Source organism: Sphingomonas sp. BK235 (genome assembly GCF_004345855.1).
Taxonomy (GTDB): Bacteria; Pseudomonadota; Alphaproteobacteria; order Sphingomonadales; family Sphingomonadaceae; genus Sphingomonas.
This window is the reverse complement of the sequence record NZ_SLXN01000004.1, coordinates 95,276-120,031: the sequence shown is the minus strand read 5'-3', so window position 1 is coordinate 120,031 and position 24,756 is coordinate 95,276. Positions and strand designations below refer to the sequence as shown.

At 71.3% G+C, this 24,756-nt stretch carries 17 protein-coding genes; 6 read left to right on the top strand and 11 right to left on the bottom strand.

What is annotated here, in order from left to right:
* Window positions 1-203: 203 nt before the first annotated feature.
* The gene (locus EV292_RS12405; RefSeq protein ID WP_132909539.1) at window positions 204-1,010 is read left to right on the top strand and encodes a DUF815 domain-containing protein; all 807 of its coding nucleotides are present in this window, start codon (window positions 204-206) and stop codon (window positions 1,008-1,010) included.
* A gap of 196 nt (window positions 1,011-1,206) precedes the next feature.
* Window positions 1,207-4,314, top strand: coding sequence for a TonB-dependent receptor (locus EV292_RS12400; RefSeq protein ID WP_243693749.1), 3,108 nt, complete (start codon window positions 1,207-1,209; stop codon window positions 4,312-4,314).
* Window positions 4,315-4,418: 104 nt separating this feature from the next.
* On the opposite strand, the gene EV292_RS12395 is transcribed toward EV292_RS12400, so the two are convergent.
* The gene (locus tag EV292_RS12395; RefSeq protein WP_132909538.1) at window positions 4,419-5,276 is read right to left on the bottom strand and encodes a sugar phosphate isomerase/epimerase family protein; all 858 of its coding nucleotides are present in this window, start codon (window positions 5,274-5,276) and stop codon (window positions 4,419-4,421) included.
* Window positions 5,277-5,398: 122 nt separating this feature from the next.
* On the opposite strand from EV292_RS12395, the gene EV292_RS12390 reads away from it, so the two are divergent.
* Both EV292_RS12390 and EV292_RS12385 read left to right on the top strand, forming a co-directional pair.
* Window positions 5,399-6,196, top strand: a complete 798-nt coding sequence (locus tag EV292_RS12390; RefSeq protein ID WP_132909537.1) for a transglutaminase-like domain-containing protein — start codon at window positions 5,399-5,401, stop codon at window positions 6,194-6,196.
* A 635-nt stretch (window positions 6,197-6,831) separates the two neighbouring features.
* Entirely contained in the window at window positions 6,832-8,106 is a 1,275-nt protein-coding gene (locus EV292_RS12385) for an Hsp70 family protein (protein WP_132909536.1), read from the top strand.
* Window positions 8,107-8,112: 6 nt separating this feature from the next.
* Here the strand turns inward: EV292_RS12385 and EV292_RS12380 are convergent, their stop codons facing one another.
* Entirely contained in the window at window positions 8,113-10,320 is a 2,208-nt protein-coding gene (locus tag EV292_RS12380; protein ID WP_132909535.1) for a penicillin acylase family protein, read from the bottom strand.
* 65 nt (window positions 10,321-10,385) lie between these two features.
* Complete coding sequence (locus tag EV292_RS12375; RefSeq protein WP_165927096.1) at window positions 10,386-12,674, bottom strand: EAL domain-containing protein; 2,289 nt, start codon at window positions 12,672-12,674, stop codon at window positions 10,386-10,388.
* A gap of 136 nt (window positions 12,675-12,810) precedes the next feature.
* Between EV292_RS12375 and EV292_RS12370 the strand changes: the two genes are divergently transcribed.
* A complete protein-coding gene (locus EV292_RS12370; RefSeq protein WP_132909533.1) occupies window positions 12,811-13,596 on the top strand; it encodes a DUF1206 domain-containing protein in 786 nt (261 codons plus the stop codon).
* Between the two features lie 14 nt (window positions 13,597-13,610).
* Here the strand turns inward: EV292_RS12370 and EV292_RS12365 are convergent, their stop codons facing one another.
* Window positions 13,611-13,844, bottom strand: a complete 234-nt coding sequence (locus EV292_RS12365; protein WP_132909532.1) for a hypothetical protein — start codon at window positions 13,842-13,844, stop codon at window positions 13,611-13,613.
* Window positions 13,845-13,992: 148 nt separating this feature from the next.
* Here EV292_RS12365 and EV292_RS12360 point away from each other — a divergent pair, with 148 nt between their 5' ends.
* Window positions 13,993-15,603, top strand: coding sequence for a cyclic nucleotide-binding domain-containing thioredoxin-disulfide reductase (locus EV292_RS12360; RefSeq protein ID WP_132909531.1), 1,611 nt, complete (start codon window positions 13,993-13,995; stop codon window positions 15,601-15,603).
* A gap of 149 nt (window positions 15,604-15,752) precedes the next feature.
* Here EV292_RS12360 and EV292_RS12355 read toward each other — a convergent pair whose 3' ends face one another.
* The 7 genes from EV292_RS12355 to EV292_RS12330 all read right to left on the bottom strand — a co-directional run bounded on the left by EV292_RS12355 (window position 15,753) and on the right by EV292_RS12330 (window position 24,624).
* A complete protein-coding gene (locus EV292_RS12355; protein WP_132909530.1) occupies window positions 15,753-16,364 on the bottom strand; it encodes a hypothetical protein in 612 nt (203 codons plus the stop codon).
* 79 nt (window positions 16,365-16,443) lie between these two features.
* On the bottom strand, window positions 16,444-17,451 hold the full coding sequence (locus EV292_RS12350) for an NAD-dependent epimerase/dehydratase family protein (RefSeq protein ID WP_132909529.1): 1,008 nt from the start codon (window positions 17,449-17,451) through the stop codon (window positions 16,444-16,446).
* 140 nt (window positions 17,452-17,591) lie between these two features.
* Window positions 17,592-19,607: a glycosyl hydrolase gene (locus EV292_RS12345; protein WP_132909528.1), complete on the bottom strand. Its 2,016-nt coding sequence runs from the start codon at window positions 19,605-19,607 to the stop codon at window positions 17,592-17,594.
* 452 nt (window positions 19,608-20,059) lie between these two features.
* A complete protein-coding gene (locus EV292_RS22645; RefSeq protein WP_165927095.1) occupies window positions 20,060-20,818 on the bottom strand; it encodes a metallophosphoesterase family protein in 759 nt (252 codons plus the stop codon).
* Between the two features lie 5 nt (window positions 20,819-20,823).
* Window positions 20,824-22,224, bottom strand: a complete 1,401-nt coding sequence (locus EV292_RS22640) for a hypothetical protein (protein WP_165927094.1) — start codon at window positions 22,222-22,224, stop codon at window positions 20,824-20,826.
* 96 nt (window positions 22,225-22,320) lie between these two features.
* Window positions 22,321-23,634, bottom strand: a complete 1,314-nt coding sequence (locus EV292_RS12335) for a Gfo/Idh/MocA family oxidoreductase (RefSeq protein WP_132909526.1) — start codon at window positions 23,632-23,634, stop codon at window positions 22,321-22,323.
* A gap of 171 nt (window positions 23,635-23,805) precedes the next feature.
* On the bottom strand, window positions 23,806-24,624 hold the full coding sequence (locus EV292_RS12330; protein WP_132909525.1) for an aldo/keto reductase: 819 nt from the start codon (window positions 24,622-24,624) through the stop codon (window positions 23,806-23,808).
* Window positions 24,625-24,756 lie beyond the last annotated feature (132 nt).

Below are 24,756 nucleotides of genomic sequence, written 5' to 3'. Positions count from 1 at the left end.
TGTTCCCTTTCCCCGGGATGCGCCAGGCGCACCCGCTTTGTCGTGACAACACCCCGGTGGGCGCTTGGCTCCTTTACGGGGCATGTTGCGGTGCGGCAACGCGACAAAATCGCGTAACTGTTCCAAATCCATGAACTTGACCATGGGCAGCACAAGGCGCGCGCCGGGTTGAGCCGCGTCGCCGCGGCGGCTAGCCCGCGGCGATGGACCCGCTCGATCGCATCGCCGCCGCGCTGGAGCGGCTCGCGCCGCCGCCCCCCGCCGCCGCCGACCCGCTCGCCCACCCCGCTTATGTCTGGCGCGAGGGAGTGCTGGTGGCGGCGCGCGCCTTCGTGCCGCTCGACCTCGCGCTGCTCCAGCGCGTCGACGCGCAGCGCGACGCGCTGGTGGCGAATCTGGAGCGGCTCGCCGCCGGCCATGCCGCGCAGGACGTGCTGCTGTGGGGCGCGCGCGGCACGGGCAAGTCGGCGCTGGTCAAGGCGGCGGTCGGCGCGGTGCAGGCGGCGGGGGGCGCGCTCGCGCTGGTCGAGGTCGCGGCCGAGCGGCTCGCGACGCTGCCGCGGCTGTTCGACACGATCGCGGCGCAGCCGCGCGCCTATGCGATCTTCGTCGACGATCTCGGCATCGACGCGGCGGGGGAGGCGCGCGCGCTGCGCTCGCTGCTGGAGGGCGGGGCGGAGGCGCGGCCCGCCAACGCGCGCCTGCTCGTCACCGCCAATCGCCGCCACCTCGTGGTGCGCGAGCATGAGGCGACCGAGCGCGCGATCAACCCGCGCGACGCCGACGACGACCAGCTCGCGCTCGCCGACCGGTTCGGGCTCAGCCTCGGCTTCCACGCCGTCGATCAGGATCACTACCTCGCGATCGTGCGGGCCTATGCCGAGCGCCACGGCCTCGGCTTCGACCCGGCCGAGGCGGTGCAATGGGCGACGCGGCGCGGCGGGCGATCGGGGCGCGTGGCGTGGCAATATGTCGTCGAACTCGCGGGCCGTTCGGGTATCTCGCTGTGATTGCAGCAGGAATTTAGGGCAGCAGGGGTGACGAACCGTGCGCGGTTCGCGCCAAAGCGAACGATTGCTTAGGTTTACAATACGTTAACGAACGCGTCATCTTTCGGGACCGCAGCGGGGCGATCGACTCCGCGCGGACCGGGACGACAGACGCCCGCGCGCACTCCCGCGCCGCCGGCGCATCAGGGAGGCCATCGTGTCCGATCATCGCCTGTTCTCGCGCACGTCGCTGCGCCACGGGGTCGCTTGCTCCGCGCTCGCGCTCGCCAGCCTGACCGTCCTCGCCGCCGCGCCGGCGCACGCGCAGACCGCGTCGCCCACCACGCCGACCGCGCCGCAGAACGCGCAGCCGCCCGCGCCGGTAGAGCAGAGCCCGGTCGAGCCCGCCGCCGGCCCCGACGCGCCGGCGGGCGGCGATATCGTCGTCACCGGATCGATCCTGCGCACGACCGATCGCGCCAGCCCCTCGCCCGTCACCACGGTGAGCGCCGAGGCGCTCGACCAGCGCGGCGTCACCACGGTGCAGGAGGGCATCCAGCAGCTCACCTCGAACAACGGCCCCGCGCTGACCAACTCCTTCTCGGCCAACGGCGCGTTCGCGGGCGGTGCCTCGGCGGTGTCGCTGCGCGGCCTGTCGACCAACTCGACGCTGGTGCTGTTCGACGGCCTGCGCGCGGCTTATTACCCGCTGTCCGACGACGGCACGCGCAACTTCGTCGACCTCAACACCATCCCCGACGACATCGTCGACCGGATCGAGGTGCTGCGCGACGGCGCCTCGTCCAGCTATGGCGCGGACGCGATCGCGGGCGTGGTCAACATCATCACCAAGCGGCAGTACAAGGGCATCGGCGGTCGCGCCGAGGCCGGGATCAGCGACCGCGGCGACGCCTCCAACCAGCGGCTCAGCCTGATCGCGGGCACCGGCGACATCGACGACAATGGCTATAACGCTTATGTCAGCGGCTTCTATTTCCGCCAGAGCGCGCTCTACAACCGCGACCGCCCGTATCCGTACAATAGTTCCGACCAGCGCCGCATCTGCAACGACGGCGAGTGCGGCCCCAACAATGTCGTCAACGGGCTCGACGGCGACGGCAATTACACCTTCTCGGAATCGGTGTTCAACACGGGGGGCACGCTCTACGTCCGGCCGTACAACGCCGCCAACACCACCGCGCAGGGCCGCTATCAGGCGCTCAACCCGGCGCTGGGCTGCACGCGCGGACCGAGCTACACTCTGTCGCCCGCCGATCTCGCCGAGACCGCCAATGCGGCGGCGCCCACCTCGGTCTGCCAGGACGATATCGTCAACAACGACGGCGTGATCTCGCCCAAGATCGAGCGCTTCGGCGGCTCGGCGCGGTTCAGCGCGCGCGTCGGCGACGATGCCGAGGCCTATGCGATGTTCAACTTCCAGCAGAGCCGCGTCGGTTATGCGGGCAACCTCGGGATCATCCGCGCCAATGCCAATGCGGGCATCGACTTCCCGCGCTTCACCACCAGCGGGACCGGGGGCGCGTTCGCGCCGGGCTCGTTCGCGCTGACGCTGCCCGTCTATGTCTGCGCCAATGGCGTGGGCGCGGCCAACGGCATCGACACCGGCTGCAACGCGGGCAACGGCCAGCTCAACCCCAACAATCCCTTCGCCGCCAGCGGGCAGGTGGCGCGGATCGTCGGGCGCATCCCCAGCATCCGCCAGTATGACGAGACGCGCAGCCGCGTGTATCGCGCCGCGCTCGGGATCAAGGGGCAGGTCGCCGACACCTGGGACTATGCGGTCGACGCCACCGCGATGCACACCGACCTGCGCCGGCTGCAGCGCGGCTATGTCCGCATCGACAACCTGCTCACCGCGATCGCGCGCGGCAGCTATGATTTCGTGAACCCGTTCAACAATTCCGAGGACCAGCAGAACTTCCTCTCGCCCGACAATATCAACAACGCCGAATCCGACATGGTGCAGGTGCAGGCCACGCTCGGCCGCTCGCTCGCCACGCTGCCGGGCGGGCCGCTCCAGCTCGGCCTCGGCGTCGCCTATCGCTACGAGTCGATCAACTCGCCCAGCGCGAATCCCGATTACAACGGCCCGACCGACCGCTATTTCGTGCTCAACGCCTTCGGCATCGACGGCAGCCGCTCGGTCTATTCGGGCTTCGCCGAGCTGAACGCGCCGATCGTCGACCAATTCCTGGTCAACGTCTCCGGCCGCTACGACAAATATTCGAGCGGGCAGGACGCCTTCTCGCCCAAGGTCGGCGCCAAGTTCACGCCGTTCCGCCAGCTCGCGATCCGCGGCACCTATTCGCGCGGCTTCCGCATCCCCAGCTTCGGCGAGGCCAATTCGCTCCCGACCAGCGGCTTCGTCAACGCCTCGCCCTCGACCTATTCGGACGCGTTCCTCGCGCAATATGGCTGTAGCCAGGCGAGCTTCACCTCCTGCCCGGCCTATATCCGCAACTCGTCCTACGGACAGACGACGCGCGCCACCCCCGACCTGAAGCCCGAGAAGTCGCGCAGCTTCACCGCGGGGGTGATCGTGGAGCCGATCCCGCAGGTGACGCTGACGGTCGATTACTTCAACATCAAGAAGACCGACGCGATCGCCGCGGCGGACAACCAGGCCGCGATCGACGCCTATAACGCGGGGCAGAACGCGCCCCCGGGCTTCGGGCTGGTGCCCGACGTGGGCGATCCCAATTTCCCGACCGCGCGGCCGCGTCTCGCCTTCGTCGAGGCCAGCTACGTCAACGAGAACACGATCCGCTCCGAGGGCATCGACTTCGGCGCCTCGGGGACGTTCGACCTGGGCGAGGACATCAGCTTCTCCTCGGTGGCGCAGGCGAGCCTGATCCTCGAACTGTCGACCGAATTCGCCGACGGGTCGAAGCAGACCTATCAGGGGACGCTGGGCAATTATAACCTGACCGCCGGCTCGGGCACGCCGCGCTGGCGCGGGTCGTGGCAGAACACGCTGACCGCGGGCGCCTATCAGCTCAGCGCCACGGCGCAATATTTCGACGGCTACAATCTGTCGGCGGAGGACCAGGGCGGCACGCGCGGCGATTGTTCGCTCAACCCGGGCTATGTCCCGTGCGACGTGAAGAGCTACATCACCGTCGACCTGACCGGCAGCGTCAAGATCAACGACCGCGCGACCTTCTACGTCAACGTCGTCAACCTGCTGGACGACCTGCCGCCGATCGACCCGGCGACCTATGGCGCCAACCTCTACAATGCGGTGCAGGGCGGCACCGGCATCTTCGGCCGGATGGTCCGCGCGGGCTTCAAGGTGGGGCTGTAAGCGTCGCGCCGCGTCGTCCCGGCCGCGGGCCGGGACGACGCCGGGGCCGGCCGATCGGCCGGGATCGCTCGGGCGGATGACGCGTCATCCGCCCGACCGGCGTGTCAGACCGTGCAGGTGCGCACCGCGGCGCGCAGCGCGGGCAGGGGATCGCCCGCGGGGACGAACTCGTGCGCGAGATAGCCGTCGAACTTGAGGTCGGCGAGCGCGCGCGACACCGCGGTCCAGTTCACTTCCTGCGTGCCGTCCAGCTCGTGGCGCCCGGGGACGCCCCCGGTATGGACATGCCCGATCCAGCGGATGTTCTCGCGGATCGTGGCGATCAGGTCGCCCTCCATGATCTGCATGTGATAGGCGTCGTACAGCAGCTTGGCGCGCGGCGAGCCGACCGCCTCCATCACGCGCGCGCCCCAGGCGGTATGGTCTGCCATGTAATCGGCATGGTCGCGCTTGCTGTTGAGCAGTTCGAGACAGATGGTGACGCCGTGGTCCTCCGCGATCGGGGTCAGCCGCTTCATCCCCGCGATCGTGTTGGCCGCGCCCTCCTCGTCCGACATGCCGCGGCGGTTGCCCGAGAAGGCGATGACATTGGGCACGCCCGCCTTGGCCGCCTGCGGGATGCCGGTGCGGAAGGCGCGCTCGATCGCGTCATGGTTCTCGCGCCGGTTGAGCCCGTTGGGGATCGTCATCTCGTCCGCGGCATAGCCCATCGTGCAGCGCAGCCCGTGGCGGCGCGGCACGTCGTAATCCTTGGGCTGGAGCAGATCGATCCCCGACAGGCCGATGCTCGCCGCGAAGGTGCAGAGCTGGTCGAGCGGGATCTTCTCGTAGCACCAGCGGCTGACCGATTGCTTGAGCCGGCCCGCCGAGGGGCGCGGCGCGGCGCTGCCGCCCGAGCCGCCGAGGCTGCCCGCCGCGGCGAGCGTGAGGGAGGAGCCGATGAGATGTCGCCGTGTGACCATGCGCGCATCGTATCGTGCCGCGCGCCGGGGGCAAGCCGTCGCGTCGCGCCGCGCGGCGGGCGCCGCCCGCTACGCCGCGCCCACCCCTCGCACCCGGGCGGCGGCGTCCCCATCTGGCGGGCATGAACGACGACCTGACCCGCCTCGGCCTGATGGACGAGGACGATATCGCGCTCGACGAGGCCGCGCTGCTGCTCGCGCTGGCCGATCATCCCGGCGCCGATGCCACCGTCGCGCAGGACCTGCTCGAGGCGATCTCGATCCGCCTCGACGTCGCCGGCGCCGACGCCGAGACCGCGGCCGAACGGGCCGGCGCGCTCGCCGAGGTGATCGGCGGCGAGTTCGGCTTCGTCGGCGACACCGCGAGCTACGACGACCCCGCCAATGCCGATCTGCTCCAGGTGCTGGAACGCCGCCGCGGGCTGCCCGTGAGCCTGTCGATCCTCTATGTCGCGGCGGCGCGGCGGCTGGGCTGGAGCGCCGACGTGCTCGACGTGCCCGGCCATGTGCTGGTGCTGATCGAGGCCGAGAGCGAGCCGGTGATCGTCGATCCCTTCGCGGGCGGCGCGCGCGTCGGCGCGGAGCGACTGTCGGCGCTGCTGGAGGCGGCGCGGCCGGGGCAGGCGGTGACGCATGTCGCGGCGATGCCCAATCGCGCGGTGCTGGTGCGGCTGGTGCAGAACCAGGCGGCGCGCGCCGAGCTGGCGGGCAAGGGGCGGCGAGCGCTCGAACTCTATGGCCGGATGACGCGGTTCGCGCCCGACCAGCCGCACGGCTGGTGGGAGCGCGCGCGGCTCGAGCTGGTCGATGGCGACCATGCCGCCGCGCGCCGCAGCCTGGGCGCGATCCTGGAGATCACGCGCGAGCCCGAGCTGCGCGCGCGCGTCACCGACCTGCTGGAGCAGCTCAACGCGGCATAGCGACGGGGCTGTCCTGCCGGCGGGGCCGGATGGGGAGGCGCGGGTGCCCCCATTCCTCCCGTCTCGCCGTGCCGGGCTATGGCCATTCGTACAGCTTCCGCTCGCCGCATGCCGCTCCGTCTCCCGGGCTTGGCTCCGGATCCATGGTGCCGCGTCCGCGTGAGCCACTGTTCTCCCGGAACCATGGGTCCGGACCCATGAGGTTCATTGTCGCGGAAGCGGCTTACGTCCGTCATCCCGGGCTCGACCCGGGATCCATGGTGCCGCGAGGGCCGCCGGCGTTGCTCTCGCGGAGGAATGGATCCCGGCGCGAGGCCGGGATGACGATGAGGGAAGAGAAAGCGACCTCCCTCATCACAGCGTCTACCGTGAAAAGCAGCGGGAGATCAGACGCGCAAGGTGCAAGCCGCCTTTTTGGGTCCGGATCCATGGATCCCGGACCCAGTCCGGGATGACGGCGGTATGTGCACCGCCCGGTGCGCCTTGCCGTCGTACGCGATCGCCCTCCCCGCGCCGGGGAGGGGTGAGGCGCGCCCGGACCGGCGGGCCTTCGCGTCCGCGCCGCGCCCGATCCGCGCTTCCCGAGCGCGCGCCGCGGCGATAGGGCACGCCTCCCGCGCTTTCCGGAGACACGCATGACCGCGCTCGGCCTCGACTTCGGCACCACCAACACCGTCGCCGCGCGCGCCCGCGTCGGCGCCGCGCCCGAGCTGCTCGCGCTCGCGGGTGACGCGCCCGTGTTCCGCACCGCTCTGTGCTTCTGGCACGACGCCGCCGCGCGCGGTGGGCTGGCGGCCGCGGCGGGGCCGGCGGCGATCCGCGAATATCTCGAGTTCCCCGCGGACAGCCGCTTCCTCCAGTCGTTCAAGTCGGTCGCCGCCAGCGCTGCGTTCGACAGCGCGCCGGTGTTCGAGAAGCGCTTCACCTTCGAGGAGCTCGGCCGCCTGTTCCTCGACGCGCTCGCGCGCGATGCCGCGGGCGGGTTCGCGGGGCTCGACCGGCTGGTGGTGGGGCGCCCCGTCACCTTCGCCGGCGCGCGCCCCGATCCCGCGCTGGCGCGGCGCCGCTACGACGCGATGTTCGCGGGGACCGCGCGCGCGATCCACTATGTCTACGAACCGCTCGCCGCCGCTTATGCCGACGCCAGCACGCTGGACCGCGCGGCGACGCTGCTGGTCGCGGACTTCGGCGGCGGCACCAGCGACTTCTCGGTGGTGCGCGTCGCCGAGCCGGGCGCGGCGCGGCGCTGCGTCCCGCTCGGCCACGCCGGGATCGGCATCGCGGGTGACCGGTTCGACGCGCGGATCGTCGACCGGCTGGTGCTGCCGCTCATCGGCAAGGGCGGGCGCTATCGCTCCTTCGACAAACTGCTCGACATCCCCGACGGCTGGTTCGCCGAGTTCGCCGACTGGTCGCGGCTGGCGCTGATGCGCAACCGCCGCACGCTCGCCGAGCTCGACCGGCTGCGGCGCAGCGCGGTGGATCCCGAGGCGATCGCGCGGATGATCGCGCTGATCGAGCATGAACAGGGCTATGCGCTCTACGACGCGGTGGCGCAGCTCAAGCGCGCGCTGAGCGGCGCCGAGCGCGCGCGCTTCCGCTTCGCGGGCGAGGGCGTCACGATCGACCGCGAGGTCGCGCGCGCCGAGTTCGAGGCGTGGATCGCGGACGATCTCGCGCGGATCGCGGCGACGCTCGACCGCGCGCTGGCGCAGGCGGGGGTGGCGGCGGCGGACATCGACCGCGTGTTCCTGACCGGGGGCAGCTCTTTGGTGCCCGCGGTGCGCGCGCTGTTCGCGGCGCGCTTCGGCGCGGCGCGGATCGCGGCGGGCGGCGAGCTCACCTCGATCGCGCACGGGCTCGCGCTGATCGCGCAGGAGGACGACGTCGCGGCCTGGGCGGCGGAATAGTCGCGCTCATTCGCCCGGATGATAGCGCCGCTCGACATGATCCTTCAGCTCGTCCGGGTAGAAATAGACCGGGCGCAGCGCGCCGTCGGCGTAGCGCGAGATCTGGTCGGCGAAGTGGCGCGACGCCGGGTCGCCGCTCTGCCCGCCCGCCATCACCGCGCGCGCGCGCACCCGCGGCCCGAACTCCACCACCGCGACGAAGCTGTTGCCGCTCGTCCCGTAATAGCGCTTGGTCCCGGGCCAGCGGCGCGCGCCGAACGAGGCCAGGCTGCCCCATTGCGCCGAGGTGAAGGGTACCGCCACCGAGTCGCGCCCATCGTCGAAGTGCGGCACGATCGCGCCGTCGAGCCGCTGGAAGCGGTTGATCCGCCCCCAGGGCGTGCGCCAGTCGCCATGGTCGCGTCCGAGCCGCTCCACCGCCGCCGCCAGCGCGGCGAGCTGCGCCGCGGCGGGCACGCGCGCGGCGATGTAATCGGGCACCGACAGCCGCGCCTGCCGCGCCGCCGCGCCGACCTCGCCCCACAAGTGATCGCCCCAATAGACCGCGACGCTGGTCGCGACCGAATCGGCGCCCCAGCGATGGTCCCACCCCGCCAGCACCGCCACCGGCGCGGCCAGCGCGGCGCGGCGCGGATCGTCCGCGGGCAGCGCGCGCCACGCCGCCACCAGCCCCGGCAACAGCCGCGCGAAGGCGGGCAGATAGGGATCGAAGGCGGCGTCGCGCAGCCGCTCGGGCGTCCAGCCGCTGCGCCCCGCGAGCAGCAGGTCGGCATGCTCGCCGCGCGCGTTGGCGCCCTCCTGATCCATGTAGCGCGGGTAATCCGCGGCGCGCGGGCTGTCCGCCCCCGCCGCGCTCCACGGCCAGTCGTTGGTATTGTGGACCCAGCCGGTGCGCGGGTTGAGCACGCTCGGCAAGGTCGGCAAGGGGTGGAGCCCGTGCCAGTCGGCGCGCGGGTCGCTGCCGTCGACCGGACGGGTGTAATCGAAGCGGTCGTCGCGCCGCGGCATGAATTGCGGCATCAGGAACGCGATCTCGCCCTTGTCGTCGGCGAAGAGCGTGTCGTTGGATGAATTGGCCTTGCGCTCGGCGACGCGCAGATAGGCCGCCAGATCGGTCGCGCGGGTGCGCAGCCAGCTCTGCTCCAGCGCGGCGCGCGGCCGCCACATCAGCGCGGTGGCGATCCAGCGCCCGTCCTGCGCCGCGGTGACCGGGCCGTGATGCGTGCGATAGACGGTGAAGGCGCGCGTCGCCATCGTGCCGTCGTCGCGACGGACGCGCAGCGTGACCCGGCGCGTCGTCACCGCGCGCCACGCCGCGCCGTGGCGATAGGCCCAGCCCGTGCCGCGGCGCTCGACCCGCTCGGCGAACTCGTCGACATTGTCCGCGGTGGACGAGGTGTGCATCCAGCCCGCGTGCGCGTTGAACCCCTGGTAGACGAAGAACTGCCCCCAGGTGCTGGCGCCATAGACGTCGAGGCCGGTGTCGCTGCTCAGCTGCGCTTCCGAGCGGAAGTAGAAGCTGGTGTGCGGGTTGATGAGCAACAGCGCATGGCCGTCGCGCGTCAGCCGCGGCGCGATCGCGATGCCGTTCGATCCGGTCGGCTCGCGCGGGACACTGCCGCGCTCGACCGGGCTGGGCGGGGTCGGCCGGTCGTAGAAGCTCTGCAGCGCGCTCAGCGGGATGCGCTCGATGTCGCCGCCGATGCTGCCCTCGGAGAAGCTGAACGCCATCCAGGGTTCGTAGCGGCGCAGCACGCGCGGGCGCACCTGCGGATGCGTGGCGAGATAATGGTTGAGCCCGTCGGCCCAGGCCTGGGTGAGGTCGCGCAGCCAGCGCGGGCTCGCGGCATAGTCGGCGCGCAGCGCGGCCTCGTCGACGAACAGCCGCTGGCGCAGGTCGGCCCAGAGCGCGCCGTCACCCTCGGCCTCGGCGGTGCGGCCCAGCGCGGCGAGGTAATTGGCCTCGATCCGCGGCAGATCGTCCTCGGCCTGCGCGTAGCTCAGCCCGAACACCGCATCGGCGTCGCTGTGCCCGCGCACGTGCGGGATACCCCAATCGTCGCGGGTGATCGTCACCGCCGCGGCGTGCGCCCGCCAGCGCGCGCGCTCCCGCGCGGCGGGATCGGGGGCAGCGGCGGCGGGCGCGGCGAGCGCGGTCGCGCCCCAGGCCAGCAGGATCAGCGCGCGACGCGCGGGCGGCGGGGTGGTCGACATCGGCGCAGCCTAGGCCGCGGCGGCGCATCTTTGAAGGCGGCGCCGCCCCGATCCGGCGCCCGCCATCAGGCGGCGCGGTGGAGCAGCGGGGGCAGCGACGCCGCCGGCACCGCGGCGGAGAACAGGAAGCCCTGCAACTCGTTGCAGCCCGCATGTTCGAGGAAGGCGCGCTGCTCGCGCGTCTCGACGCCCTCGGCGCTGACCGACAGCCCCATCGCATGGCCCAGCCGCACCACCGCCTGGATGATCGCGGCGGCGTCGTCGCTCTCGCCCAGCCGGCGCGTGAAGCTCTGGTCGATCTTGATCTTGTCCACCTCGAACTTGCTGAGATAGCCGAGGCTGGAATAGCCGGTGCCGAAATCGTCGAGCGCGATGCGGAAGCCCGCGCCGCGCAGCTCGGCCAGCGCGCCGCGTACCGCGACATCGTCGTCGAGCAGGATGCTCTCCGTCACCTCCAGCTCGAACTGTTGCGGGCTTACCCCCGCCTGGCGCACCAGCGCGATCAGCTCGGCCGCCATGCCGCGCGCGCGAAACTGCACCGGCGACAGGTTGACCGCGATCGACAGCGCGGGCCAGGCGCGCGCCACCGCGCAGGCGTCGCGCACCACCCAGCTGCCCAGCGCGCCGATCAGCCCGGTCTCCTCCGCCACCGCGATGAAGGCGTCGGGCGCGAGCAGCCCGCGCGTGGGGTGATGCCAGCGCACCAGCGCCTCCAGCCCGATCACGCGGGCGCCCGCGGCGTCCATCCGCGGCTGGTAATGGACGGTCAGCTCGCGCCGCGCGGCGATGGCGGCGCGCAGGTCGCGCTCGATCGCGCGCCGCGTCTTGACGCTCTCGTCCATGTCGGCGGTGAAGAAGCGATAGGCGTCGCGCCCCTCCGCCTTGGCGCGGTACATCGCGATATCGGCCATGCGCATCAGCTCGGCGCGGTCGCCGCTGCACCGCGGGTGCGGCGCGATGCCGATGCTGGCGCCGACGAACACCTGCGTGCCCAGCACGCTGAACGGCTCGCGCATCGCCGCCACCATCGCGCCCGCGACCGCGCCGACCGCGCGCTCGTCGACGCGATCGGCGAGCAGCACCGCGAATTCGTCGCCACCGAGCCGCGCCACCACGTCGCCGCTCTCGACGCAGGATTGCAGCCGCGCCGCGACGAGCTGGATCAACTGGTCGCCGCCGAGATGGCCGAGCGTGTCGTTGACCTGCTTGAACCGGTCGAGATCGATCAGCAGCACCGCGCGCGCGCCGCCGCGATCCGCCGCGGCGGCGAGCGCCTGATCGGCGAGCGAGTTGAACAGCGCGCGATTGGGCAGCGCGGTGAGCGTGTCGTGATAAGCGAGATGATGCGCCTGCGCTTCCTTGGCCTGGAGCGCGAGATGCGCCGCGTTGAGCCGCGCCAGCGAGCGCGCGTCGCTGCGCACCAGCTTGGCGACGCTCGCGATCAACGCCGCCAGCGCGGCGAGCAAGGCGGCCAGCGCCGCCGCGGCGCTGGGCAGCATCATGTGCCAGACCGAGCGACCGGGCAGATCGGGGCGCCAGATCAGATAGCCCGCGCGCGTGCCGCGGCTCGACACCAGCGGCATCACCTGCTCGCCCGGCCGTGCCTCGGCGCGCGCGGCGATGCGTGCGTCCGCGACCAGCTGCACCCGCGCGAGTCGCCGCGCGAAGTCGCCGTCGAGGTAGCGCAGGCTGACCAGCAGCGGCCCGCGCGTCTGGCGCGCGGGCATCGCGCTCCCCTCGGGGATGATCCGCATCACGCTCATGATCGCGGGGCGCGCGCCGACGGTGACGAGGTCGGTGGCATGAACCGCGCGCGGCGAGGTGCGCGCGGTGGCGTGCGGGTGCGCCCGCCGTCCGGCGAGCCGCTCGTGCGGGTTGGGCAGGTCGGCGGCGAGCCCGCGCGCGGCAAGGATCAGCGGGCGCGCCGCGGCGGCATAATCGGCGTAGCGCGCGGGCGCGGCGCGCACGCCGTCGCGCATCACATAGCGTGGCGCGCCGTCGGTGCCGAGGATCGCGTCCATGTCGTGCGCGAAGGTGGCGTTGAGCCAGGTCCCGACATTGTCGTCGACCCAGGTCCAGTCGGGCGCGGGCTGGCGCAGCTGACGGTCGAGCAGGTTCCAGATCGCGACCCCGGCCTGGCTGAGCGCCAGCTCGTCCAGCGCGGCATCGAGCGCGAGCCGCACCTCGCGCGCCTGCCGCTCGGTGGAGACGCGATCGGCCTGATGCGCGGCGGTGCGCAGCGCGGACACGGCGAAGCCGGTCAGCCCCAGCGCGAGCAGCAGCACGGGCGCGACCACCGCCGCGATGAAGCGCGCGCCGAACCGCCTGTCAGTGGAAAAATCGCGAGATAGCAAAAGCCTGCTCCTGATCCTCCCATAAAGGCGGGAGGTCGCCAAAGCGTTAACCGACCGGCGTTCCGGTGGGCGCGAGCGCGGCGCGGGAACGCGCGCGGTCGCGCGCCGTTGGCGCGGCGTGAGCGAAAGGATCGACATGAACGCGAGCGCCCGGCTGACCACCCTCACGCGCATCGGCTTCGCGGTGCGCGGCCTGCTGTATCTCGTGATCGCCTTCCTGATCCTGCGCACCGGTCGCGCCGAGGATCCGGCGGGCGCGATCGCCTATCTGGGCGAGGGCGGCGGCCAGCTGCTGCTCGGCGCGATGGCGGCGGGGCTGGTCGGCTATGGCGTGTGGCGGCTCGCCGACGCCGCGCTCGACATCGAGCGCCACGGCGACGATCGCTCGGGCGTCGCCGAGCGCGTCGGCGCGGCGGCGAGCGGCACGATCCATCTGTTCCTCGCCTGGCAGGCGGTGCGGCTGATCCAGGGCGCGGCGCAGGCGGGCAATGGCGCGCAGGACGGCGCGCGCGCGGCGCTGGAACTGCCGGGCGGACCGGCGCTGGTGATGATCGGCGGCGCGGTGATCGCGCTCGTCGGCGTGGTGCAGCTGGTCAAGGCGGTGAAGGGCACCTTCCTGCGCTATCTCGATCCGGCGGTGGCGCGGCAGCCCTGGGCGCAGTGGAGCGGGCGCGCGGGCTATGCGGCGCGCGGCGCGGTGTTCCTGGTCAGCGCCTATTTCCTGCTGCGCGCGGGCGTCGCGTCGCGCGCGAGCGAGGCCGGCGGCATGGCGGAGGTGCTCGCCTGGCTGGAGAGCCCGCTCGACGTGCTGGTGGCGCTGGGGCTGGCCGCCTTCGGCCTGTTCGGGCTGATCGAGGCGCGCTTCCGCCGCCTCCACGACGTGCCCGTCGACGGGCTGGTGCGTCGCGTCACGATGGGGTGAGGTGCGGTGCGCGTCTACCCCAAGCCGCGCAACGTCGCGTCGAGCAGCTCGACGCCGCGCCGCGCCCGCGCCAGCTTCGCCTCCAGCTCGCGCTCATAGGCCGCCAGCTCGCGCACCGAGCGGCGGTCGTGCAGCATCGTCGCGACGCGGCGCACGCGACGCAGCTCGCGGTCGAGCAGCGCGCTCGCCGCGACGGCGTCGCCGGGGGAGGGGGATAGGGCAAGCGCGCGCACGTCGGTTCCTCGCATCGGGAGAGCGCCTTCTGCCGCGCGGATGATGCGCGCGGATGGCGGCATGTTTCAGCTTTGTCGCGCGCGTGTCGCAGCCGACCCGTTGCGGTGATCCGCCGCCCCCGCCATCATGCGCGCTCGGGCGACAGCGGCGGGAGCAGAAGCGATGGAAACGATCGGGCGCGACCTGCGCGAGATGCAGCGCGTGCCGCTCCACCCCGAGCATGTCGCCGCGATCCGTGCCGCGGGCACCGAGCGGCATTATCCCGCCGGCACCTTCCTCGTCCGCCCCGGCGACGCGGTGGAGAGCTTCGTCTATGTCGAGGACGGCGAGATCGAGGTGGTCAACAGCTTCACCGGCGAGCGCCACGTCCCCTCCACGCTGGGGCCGACCCAGTTCATGGCGGAGATCGGCTTCCTCAGCGGCGGCAGCTGGTCGATGGCGATGCGCGCCGCCCGCGACACGCGCGTGGTCGAGGTGGAGCGCGCGCGCATGCTCGAGATGATGGCGCACGTGCCCGAGATGTCGGACATCATCATCACCGTGCTGGCGGCGCGGCGCCGGCGCCAGCTCGAGTCACACGACAGTTCGCTGGTGCTGCTCGGCGAGGAGCAGGATCGCGGGGTGCGCCGCGTCGCCGATTTCGCCGCGCGCAACCGCATCCCCTACAGCAGCTATGCGCTCGGCACCGAGGAGGCGGCGGCGGTGGCGACGAGCTGCGCGGTGGACGCGGGCCGCGCCGCGGTGATCTTCGGCCGCGACCGCGTGGTCGAGGATCCCACGCCCGAGACGGTGGCGCGGCTGCTGGGCCTCAGCCGCGAGTTCGTCGACGACGAGGCGGTCGACGTGCTGGTGGTCGGCGCCGGACCGGCCGGCACCGCGGCGGGGGTCTATGCCGGCGCCGAGGGGTTGGGCGCGCTGGTGGTGGAGGACACCGCGATCGGCGGACAGGCGGGCACGTCGAGCCGGATCGAGAATTACATGGGCTTCCCCACCGGCATCTCGGGCGCGGACCTGGTGTGGCGCGGCGAGGTGCAGGCGATGAAGTTCGGCACGCGCTTCGCGATGCCGCTGCGCGTCGCCGCGCTGGACCGGCTCGACGACGGCCAGTTCTGCGCCACCTTCGACACCGGCCAGCGCGTCCGCGCGCGCGCGGTGGTGGTGGCGACCGGGGTGCAATATCGCCGGCTGCCGATCGAGCGGCTCGGCGATTTCGAGGGCAGCGGCATCTATTACGCCGCGACCGAGAATGAGGCGCGCTTCTGCCGCGACGCCGAGGCGATCGTGATCGGCGGGGGCAATTCGGCGGGGCAGGCGGCGATGTACCTCAGCCGGGTGGCGCGGCACGTGCGGCTGCTGGTGCGCGGCCGCTCGCTCGCCACCTCCATGTCCAACTATCTCACCAGCCGGCTCGAGGCCGATCCCGCGATCTCGATCGACTATGGCGCGGAGATGGTCGCGGTCCATGGCGGCGACGCGCTCGAGGCGGTGACGATCCGCCAGGACGGCGCCGAGCGTGTGGTGGAGACCTGCGCTACCTTCGTGATGGTGGGCGCGGCGCCCAACACCGCGTGGCTGGCGGATCGCGTGGCGCTCGACGACAAGGGCTTCGTGCTGACCGGGCGCGCGGCGGGCGGCGCCTCCTCTTACGCGACGTCGTGTCCGGGGGTGTTCGCGGTGGGTGACGTGCGTGCCGGATCGGTCAAGCGCGTCGCCTCGTCGGTGGGCGAGGGATCGGTGGTGATCTCGCAGGTGTGGTCCTATTTGAACGAGTGAGGAAGCGCGGTGCGCGCGAGCTTGTGCCCCGGCGGAGGCCGGGGCCCAGGTGGGAAGGTCGTCGTGGGACTCATTGTCCTCGCCGGACTTGGCCCCGGCCTACGCCGGGGCACGGGCGGTGGGGCCATCGTGCGATGGCACCAACCCGTTCACCCGGCCGCGCCGTCGTCCCGCAGGCAGGCGCGTAGCTGCTCGACGCGGTCGCCGCCGGCACCGCGGGTGAGCACCGACAGCGCGCGGCAGGTGCGCGCGCCGTCCGGTTCGGCCGCGCCCGCGACCACGAAGCCGCGCTCGCCGTCGGCGCGCTGCCACTCGGTCATCTCGCCCGTGCGCAGCGCCGCGGCCACCGCCGCCGCGCGCGTCGCCGGGCCGGGGAGCACCATCGCCGCCTCGGTGGCGTCGGTGGCGTCGGTCGCGCTGGGTGACGGGGCAGGGGTGACGCGGCGCGCGGCGCGCGGGGTCGGTGTCGTCGCGGGCGCGGGGGCGGCGACGCGCTCGGGCACCGGCACGCTGACCGAATAGGGCGCGCGCGGCGGCAGCTTGGTCGCGGCCACCGCGAGCCCGCCGACGCTGGTCGCGGCCACGACCGCGAGCAGCGCCGGCCAGCGGCGTCGCCGCGGCCGCACCAGCGCGGGCAGCCGCGCCGGCAGCGTGGTGACGGTATATTCGCGCGTGATCCGCAGCGGGCCGAGCTCGACCGTGGTGCGCCGCACCAGCGCGGTCGTCGTCGTCGCGTAGCGCCAGTCGGTATCGCCCCTCATCGCGCCACCATCGCGCGGTGCCGGCGCGCTGGCAAGCCGGCGCGCGCGGATCGGCGCGCCGGCGGCGTCCCGGCGCGGTTCAGCCGCGCCGCGCGCGATAGCCCTTGTACCACTCCACCCACAAAGGGATGCCGACCGCGATCGGCGTGGTCGGGCGGAAGCCGAGATCGTCGCGGATCGCGGTGAGGTCGGCGTAGGTGGCGGGGACGTCGCCGGGCTGCATCCCCTTGTCAATGCGGATCGCTTTCTGCCCGCACGCCTGCTCGATCAGCCCGATCAGCGTCTCCAGCTCCTCGGCCTTGTTGTTGCCGATGTTGTAGAGGCGGTGCGGCGAGACGCTGCCGCCGGCCTTGACCTGGCCGTCGTCGGCGGGCGGGTTGTCGAGCGCGGCGACGATGCCGGTGACGATGTCGTCGATATAGGTGAAGTCGCGGCGCATGTTGCCGCCGTTATAGACCTCGATCGGCTGCCCGGAGAGGATCTTGTCGGTGAAGCCCCATACCGCCATGTCGGGGCGGCCCCACGGCCCGTAGACGGTGAAGAAGCGCAGCCCCGTCTGCGGGATGCGATACAGATGCGCGTAGGTCTCGCTCATCAGCTCGTCCGCCTTCTTGGTGGCGGCGTAGAGCGAGATCGGGAAGTCGACGCGCTGCTCGACGCGGAACGGCAGGTCGGGGCTGGTGCCGTAGACCGAGGAGGAGGAAGCGTAGACCATCTGGTCGACGCGCCGCGCGCGCGCCAGCTCGAGCATGTTGACATGGCCCGCGAGATTGGACGCGACATAGGCGCGCGGGTTGGTCAGCGAGTAGCGGACCCCCGCCTGCGCGCCGAGATGGACGATCCGCTCGATCTCGGTCGCGCCGAGCGCGGCGTCGATCGCCTCATGGTCGCTGAAGTCGAGCTCGTGGAAGGTGAAGCGCTCCGCGCCGCCGTCGGCGACGATCGCCTCGAGCCGGTCGCGCTTGAGCTGGACCGGGTTGTAGTCGTTGAGATTGTCGATCCCGACGACGGTGTCGCCGCGCGCGAGCAACCGCCGCGCGACATGGCTGCCGATGAAACCGGCGACGCCGGTGACCAGAACCTGCATGATCGTCCCCTGCTAGACGATCCTGCCATCCCCGATAACGCAAATTGCTGCAAGTGCTCAGTAAGCCCGCGCGCGGCGGGGCGGGTGCGGGGGGCGCCGGGCCGCGGCGCCGTGCCGCCGCCCCGCGCCCCCCGCGCGGCTCACACGAAGTGAAAGCCGGTGTCGGTCTTGAGCAGGTGCGCCAGATCGAGCCCCTCGAGCAGCACCGAGCTGCCCGCGTCGATCGTCACCAGCACGCCGTCATGCTCCTGCGCGACGGTGGCGACCTTGTTGCCCTTGAGCAGCCCGGCGAGGTCGAGCACGTCGCCGGCGCCGAAGTCGGTGATGGTGGCATGGCCCGCCTTGGTGAAGACGAACGTGTCGCTGCCGCCCCCGCCGGTCAGCACGTCATTGCCGCCCATGCCGTTGAGGACATTGTCGCCCGCGTTGCCGATCAGCGTGTTGGCCTGGCTGTTGCCGGTGGCGCTGATGTTGCCGGTGCCGGTCAGCACCAGCGTCTCGACGAAGGTGGCGGCGAGATTGTAGCTGACCGAGGCATAGACGGTGTCATTGCCCTGCGCCTTGCCCTGGAGCTCGATCACCTTGTCGCCGACATGGTCGACATAATAGACGTCGTCGCCGGCGCCGCCGGTCATCACGTCCGCACCGCCGCGCCCGTCGAGCACGTTGTTGCCGGCATTGCCGAACAAGGCGTTGGCATCGTCGTTGCCGAAGGCGGAGAGATGCGCGTTGCCGGTGAGGCGCAGCGTCTCGACCGAGGTGCCCGCCAGGTCGAACGAGACCGAGGCATGAACGGTGTCGTTGCCCTGGCCGGCGAGCTCGATGACCTTGTCGCCGACATGGTCGACATAATAAGTGTCGTCGCCGCGGCCCCCCGCCATCGTGTCGGCGCCGCCGCGCCCGTCGATCAGGTTGTTGCCGTCGTTCCCCGTGATCGTGTCGGCGTCGGCGCTGCCATAGGCCTTGAGGTTGGCGGTGCCGGTGAGCCGGAGCGCCTCGACGTTGAGCCCGGCCATGTCGAAGTCGATCGAGGATTCCACCGTGTCATAGCCCTCGCCGGGCTTCTCGACCACCGTGTCGCCGACATGATCGACGCGATAGGTGTCGTCGCCGGTCCCGCCGATCATCATGTCCGCGCCGGTGCCGCCGTCGAGCAGGTCGTTGCCCGCGCCGCCGTCGAGCCAGTCGTTGCCGGCGCGGCCGTGCAGGAAGTCATTGCCCGCGCCACCCGAGAGCGTGTCGTTGCCGGCGTGGCCGATCAGCATGTCGACGCCGCTGCCGCCGCTGCGGTTCACCACCTTGGTGTCGTTGGCGAAGGGATCGATGCCCTGGCCGAAGATCGCCTGGAACACCTTGCCCGCGTTGGGATATTGCCCGTCCGACAGGCGCCCCTCGAAGTCGGCGTTGGAGTTCCAGTAATTCTGGTAGGTGACGTTGTGGTCCTCGAACCACTGCGCCGCCATCTCGATGAAGGCGCCCGCGGTGTCGGAATTGACGCCCCACTCGCCGACCGCGGTCGGCTTGCCGTGCGCGGCGGCGAAATCCTGCTGCCATTGCAGCCCGAACGGCTGGTTGACGAAATAGTTGAACGCCGCGACCGGGTCCTTGGGATCCCATTTCGTGTTGTAATAGAAGTCGAGCCCGATCACGTCGACATAAGCGTCGCCGGGATAGGTGCTGGCCGGGTCCATGCCCTGGCTGCCGATGTTCGGGGTCCACTCGAAGACGAACTTGTCCGACACCGAGCGGAAGGTGTCGACGAACTGCTGAAACGCGCCGACATAGGCCTTCTCATGGCCGTTGGCGGACCAGGGGAACCAGCCGTTGCCGTTCATCTCCCAACCGAGCCGGACATAGATCTTGTCGTCGCCGCCCGCCATGGCGACCATGTCCTTGGCGAGGCCGAGATACTTGTCGTTATACTGGCCCTTGGCGGCATTCTCGAGCGTGGCGCCCCAGGGAATCAGGCCGATCGACCATTTGATGTCGAGATCGGCGCCCGCGACCTGCTGCGCGATCCACTTGGGCGATTCGTTGAAGTCCCACCAGCTGCCGAACCCGCCGACGAGCTGGATCGCGTCGAGCTTGTTGTTCAGCCAGACCGCATTCTGCACGACAGATTTCATGCTGTTGTCGATATACACGGAGTTCTGCATTGCCGCCGTCCAATACGAGAGAGATTCGATTGGACGTCTATTACCGGGCAAGCGTAGAAAGCTTCGTCACCGAACGCAGTTAAGTGCGGATTATTGATGAACACGCGTCAACCATTTCCGCGGCATTCGTGACGTTAGCGGAATAAGGCGGCGATGGCCAGCGATGTTTGCCGATCGCGCGGGTGTGGACCCAAGATGTTCAATGTCGCGGAAGCGGATCACCCCGTCATCCCGGGCTCGACCCGGGATCCATGGTGCCGCGGGAGCGGGAGACGTTGCTCTCCCGGAAGGATGGATCCCGGCTCAAGGCCGGGATGACGGGGGTGGACCGGGATGATCGGGCTGGACGAACAAGCGGCCTGCCTCGTGGCAGCGCATCACGCGCGTGGGAAGCAGCGGCAGATCAGACGGCCGACGGTTCAATCCCTATCCGAGTCCGCACCCGTCGAGCCTCAGCCCGCCAGCTGCACCGGGAAGGGCCGCGGCGCGCGGCCGTGGGTCTCGATCAGCGTCACCTCGGCGCCGTCGAACACCGCCGCGGTGAGTCGCCCGCTCAGGTAGCTGCCGCTGTCGAGACAGAGCCGCCCCGGGCCGGCATAGGCCTCTTCCTTCGGGGTATGGCCGTGGACCACCAGCCAGCCGTCGCTCCGCTCGGCCTGGAGGAATTCGCGGCGGATCCACAGGAGATCGCGCTTGTCCTGCTGCTCCAGCGCCACGCCCGGACGGATCCCGGCATGAACGAACAGCAGCCGATCCTGCACCACCGACAGCTCGAGCCGCTCGAGGAAGGCGCGATGCGCCGGCGGCACCGCGGCGCGGAAGGCGTCGCGCCGCGCCGCCCAGGCGGTGCGCGATTCCTCCGCAGGCGGGGTCACGCCATAGGAGCGCAACGTGGTGTCGCCGCCGTGTTTGCTCCACCCCAATCCGCTGATCCGCCCGTCGAGATAGTCGAGCATCGCGTCCTCGTGGTTGCCCAGCAGGAAGCGACTCTCGAACGCGGGGTCCTCGGCGAAGGCGATGAGCTGGTCGATCACCTCGCGCGAGCGCGGCCCGCGGTCGACGTAATCGCCGAGGAACACCATCAGCGCGCGCCCCGGCACCGCGCGCGCGGCGCGATCGGCGCGCACCTGGTCGAGCAGCCGGGCGAGCAGATCGGCGCGGCCGTGGATGTCGCCCACGGCATAGGTCAGCCGGTCGGTCAGTGGCGGCATCGCGGTCACGCCGTCGCCGGGGTCGCGGCGGCCGCCGCACCGCTGCGCGCGCGGCGCGCCGGCGCGGGCGTGTCGCGCAGGATGAACATCGACGACATCATCACCAGCGCGATCGGGTTGAGCGGGGTCAGCAGCGTGCCTTCGAACGAATACCACAGGATCAGGATGATCGCGAAGGGCCGGCTGGGGGTGCGGTCGAACATCGAGAAGAGCAGGAAGGCATAGAGCAGCAGCCCCTGGATCAGCCCGTATTCCACCACCGCCTTGACGATCGGCCACCAGAAGGTGTTGCCGCCGCGCTCGATCTGCCCCGGGCCGACGCCCGAGAAGATCGCCGACGGTTCCAGCAGCGCGCGACGGACGCGGTCGAGCGGCTCGACGAAGCGCGAGCTGCCGCTGGTGCCCTGTTTCTGGAACTCGCCCATGCGGTTCGCCACCATGTCGAACCATTGCAGCTGGAGCGCGACGAACAGCGCGATGAAGGCGGTGGCGAGCACGGTGACGAAGGTGCGGATGTTCATCCGCGTGAACACGATCGGCAGCGCCACCAGCAACAGCGCCAGCCCGGTGCCCGCGAAGGTGGCGAACAGCGTCGCGCCGAGGAACACCGCGCGCATCATGCGGTGGAGGAACAGCAGCTCGATGATCAGCGCCAGCGTGATGAACTGCGAGATGAACGACACCTCGAGGAAGGTGATCCCCGACGGCTTCATATATTTCATGCCGAACTGGATCGGCTGGATATAGAGGAACTCGGGCACCAGATAGGCGCTGGGCACCAGCTCGTCGAGGTCGGGCCAATATTGCCAGCCGATCGTGAACTGAATCGCATGCTGGATCCACACGATCACCGCGAAGCCGAGCATCAGGTTGCTGAACAGCATGAGGCAGCGGCGATAGGTCTCCTGGGTCGTGTCGAACGCCACCAGGAAGGGCAGGTACAGCAGGAAATAGAGGCCGATGCTGCTGATCGAGAAGGTGCGGGTGAACAGCACGGTGCTGAGCGCCGAGGTGACCACGACGGCGAGGTACAGGATCGCGCGCTCGGGGCGGAAGACCGGCCGCGCGAACAGCACGCCCACCGCCAGCGCCACCAGCGCGATCGGCAGGATCACCGGGATGATCGCGCCGTCGGGGCCATAGCCGATCTTCTGCAGCACGGTGATGCCGACCAGCATCGCCGCGAAGACGCCGAAGACGACCTTCTGTTGCGTCGCTTCCTGCTCGCGCGTGTCGGGCTCGTCCGCCGCGCCGCCGCGACCGCTGCCACCACTGCCGTCCGTGCCGCTGCCGCTGCCGCTGCGCCGCACGCGGCGGCGCTGGGGCGCGGCGCCGCCCTTGATCGGCATGCCGAATTGGTCGAGCGCCGGTGGCGCGCGGCGGCCGTCGTCGGAACCCTCACTCACCGCCACCGCCCTCCATGACTGGCTAAGCTTTCCGATACACGGAAGTTTCCGATCGTGTCCATCGGCGCCCCACCGCGCGCACTGTCCCGTCCCGGCTCAGCGCCGGTGCATCCGCTCGACCGCGCTCGCGGCGGTGCGCTCGGCGAGGCGCGCGCGATAGCCGGCGCGATAATCGGGCGCGTCGGCGAGCTCGGCGGGCAGCGCGAGCGGGGCGAAGCTGGTGCTCGGCACCACGGTCGCGCCGCGCGCGCCCGCGTCCTGCACCAGCATCGTCAGCTCGTTGAGGTGCAGGAGGAAATCCGGCCCCATCAGCTGCGGGCGCCCTTCCGCCAGCGCCTTGCCCATCTCGGCGATGCCGAGGATCTTGTCCTGCGCGTAGACCTCGCGGCGGCGCAGCCAGCTCACCAATTTGTGCTTGGGCGAGTTGCCGACGCCGCGCTCGGCCTCGACCGCGTGCGACTTCCAGCGCCGCACCAGCGCCAGACGCCGTCCCTTGATGCCGAAGCGCCGCCCGATCGCTGGCTGGCTGCGCGCGCTATACGCCTTGCGCGCGCTGAGGCTGACGCGCGAGAAGCGCTCGAGGAAGACCGGCGACTGGTCGTGGAAGACGTTGTCGACGCTGATCTCACCCGCCTCGCCGATGACCCGCATCTGGTGGTCGCGCGGTGCTACCCAGCTGCACGTCACGCGCGCGGCGACGCCGCCATCGAAAGCGAGGCACGCCACGGAGAGGTCGGGCGTGGTGGCGGGGTGGAGCGGCTCGGGCGTGTTCTTGTCGGGAACGAGGCAGGTCGAGAAAGCGGTCACCGCGCGCACCGGGCCGAACAGCGCGCACAGCCAGGCGAGGTGATAGCCGATATGCTCGACGGTGCAGCCCTCCTGCAGCTCCTCGGCATAAGGGAAAGGCGCGCCGGTCGGGCTCGTCACCGTGTCGAGCCGCATCAGGTGTGCGGGATTGTCGTCGAGCTCGGCATAGACCAGCACGGGGCGGCCGATCGCGCCGTCGGCGATCGCCTTCCACAGCGTCATCACCGCGTCGGAATAGAGGTTGCACGGCGCGGCGGCGAGCACGCGGCCCCTGGCCTCGGCCAGCTCGAACAGGGCGCGGGTGCGCGCCGGCTCGGTGGTGATCGGCTTCTCGGTATAGACGTGCTTGCCCGCCTCGAGCGCGCGGCGGGTCACCTCCTCGTGCGAGGCGATGCTGGTGAGATTGATCACCACCTCGACCCGCGCGTCCGCCAGCAGCGCCTCGAGCGAGGGATAGAGCGCGAAGCCGTAGTGATCGTGCACCACCTGCGCGCGCGCGGCGTCGCGGTCGTAGACGCCGCAGATCTCGATCTCGGGATAGGCCCAGCGCGTGCGCATGTAGATGTCGAAGACATAGCCGCAGCCGACGAACGCGATCTTCATGCTTCTGTCCTTCCCGTCGATGCCGCCGTGGGACGTTCGAACCGTTCTATCCCGTTCGTCATCCCGGCCTTGAGCCGGGATCCAGGGTGCCGCGTACACACCGGCCGAGGCGCCCGGGGCACGATGGATGCCGGGTCGAGCCCGGCATGACGAGGTGGGGTCGTCTCGATGTTACCGCCCCTCGCCGATCGCCGCCGCCAGCGCGCGCACGCGCTCGGGCTGGCGCGAGCCGATCAGCGTGGTGGCGACCAGCGGCGACGCGTGCGCGCGCCGCACCGCCGCCGCGGCGTCGACGCCGGGCTGGAAACGCAGCACCTCGCGCGCGATCACCGGGATGCCGCGCGCGCGGATCGCCGCGCCGCGCGCGTCCTCGGCGATCGCCGCGATCACGTCCCACGGCAGTTCGAGCACCTCGGTCACCCCGCTCGCCAGCGCGGCGTCGAGCCCGGCGAGGTCGTCGCAGGCGATGCCGACCAGCCGCGCGCGCCCCGATGTCTTGGCCTCGGCGAGCGCACCCACCGCCTCGCCGCGCGCGATCGTCGCGGCGTCGGGGCTGTGGAGCAGGAAGGCGTCGACGTGATCGCTGCGCAGCCGGCGCAGCGAGCCGTCGAGCTCGCGCAGCAGCCCGGCGTGGCTCCAGTCGGTGCGCATCGCGCCGGCGCGCTGCGCGGTCACCGCCGCGCCCATCTGGCGCCGCGCCAGCACCGCGCGCAGCAGCGGCTTGAGCGGGCGCATCAGCCGCATCTTGGCGGAGAAAGCGTTGCCCGCCTTGGTGACGACCTGCGCGCGGTGGCGCTGGCCGCGCAGCGCGCGCCCGATCGCGCGCTCGCTGTCGCCCTGGCCGTAGATGTTGGCGGTGTCGAGCAGGGTCACGCCCAAGTCGAGCGCGAGTTGGATCAGCGCGACGCTGTCGGCGAGCGTGCTGGGATTGTTGAACGACCCCATCTTGGCACAGCCGAGGCCGAGCGGCGGGAACGCGGGCGCGGTCATCGGCGGGTCTCCGGGTGAGTGACGTCAGGTCCTCCCCCGGAGGGGGAGGGGGACCAGCCGCAGGCTGGTGGAGGGGTGTCGCGGATGGCGATGGCGTGCGCGCTCGCCGGCCGGGTCACCCCTCCGTCAGCG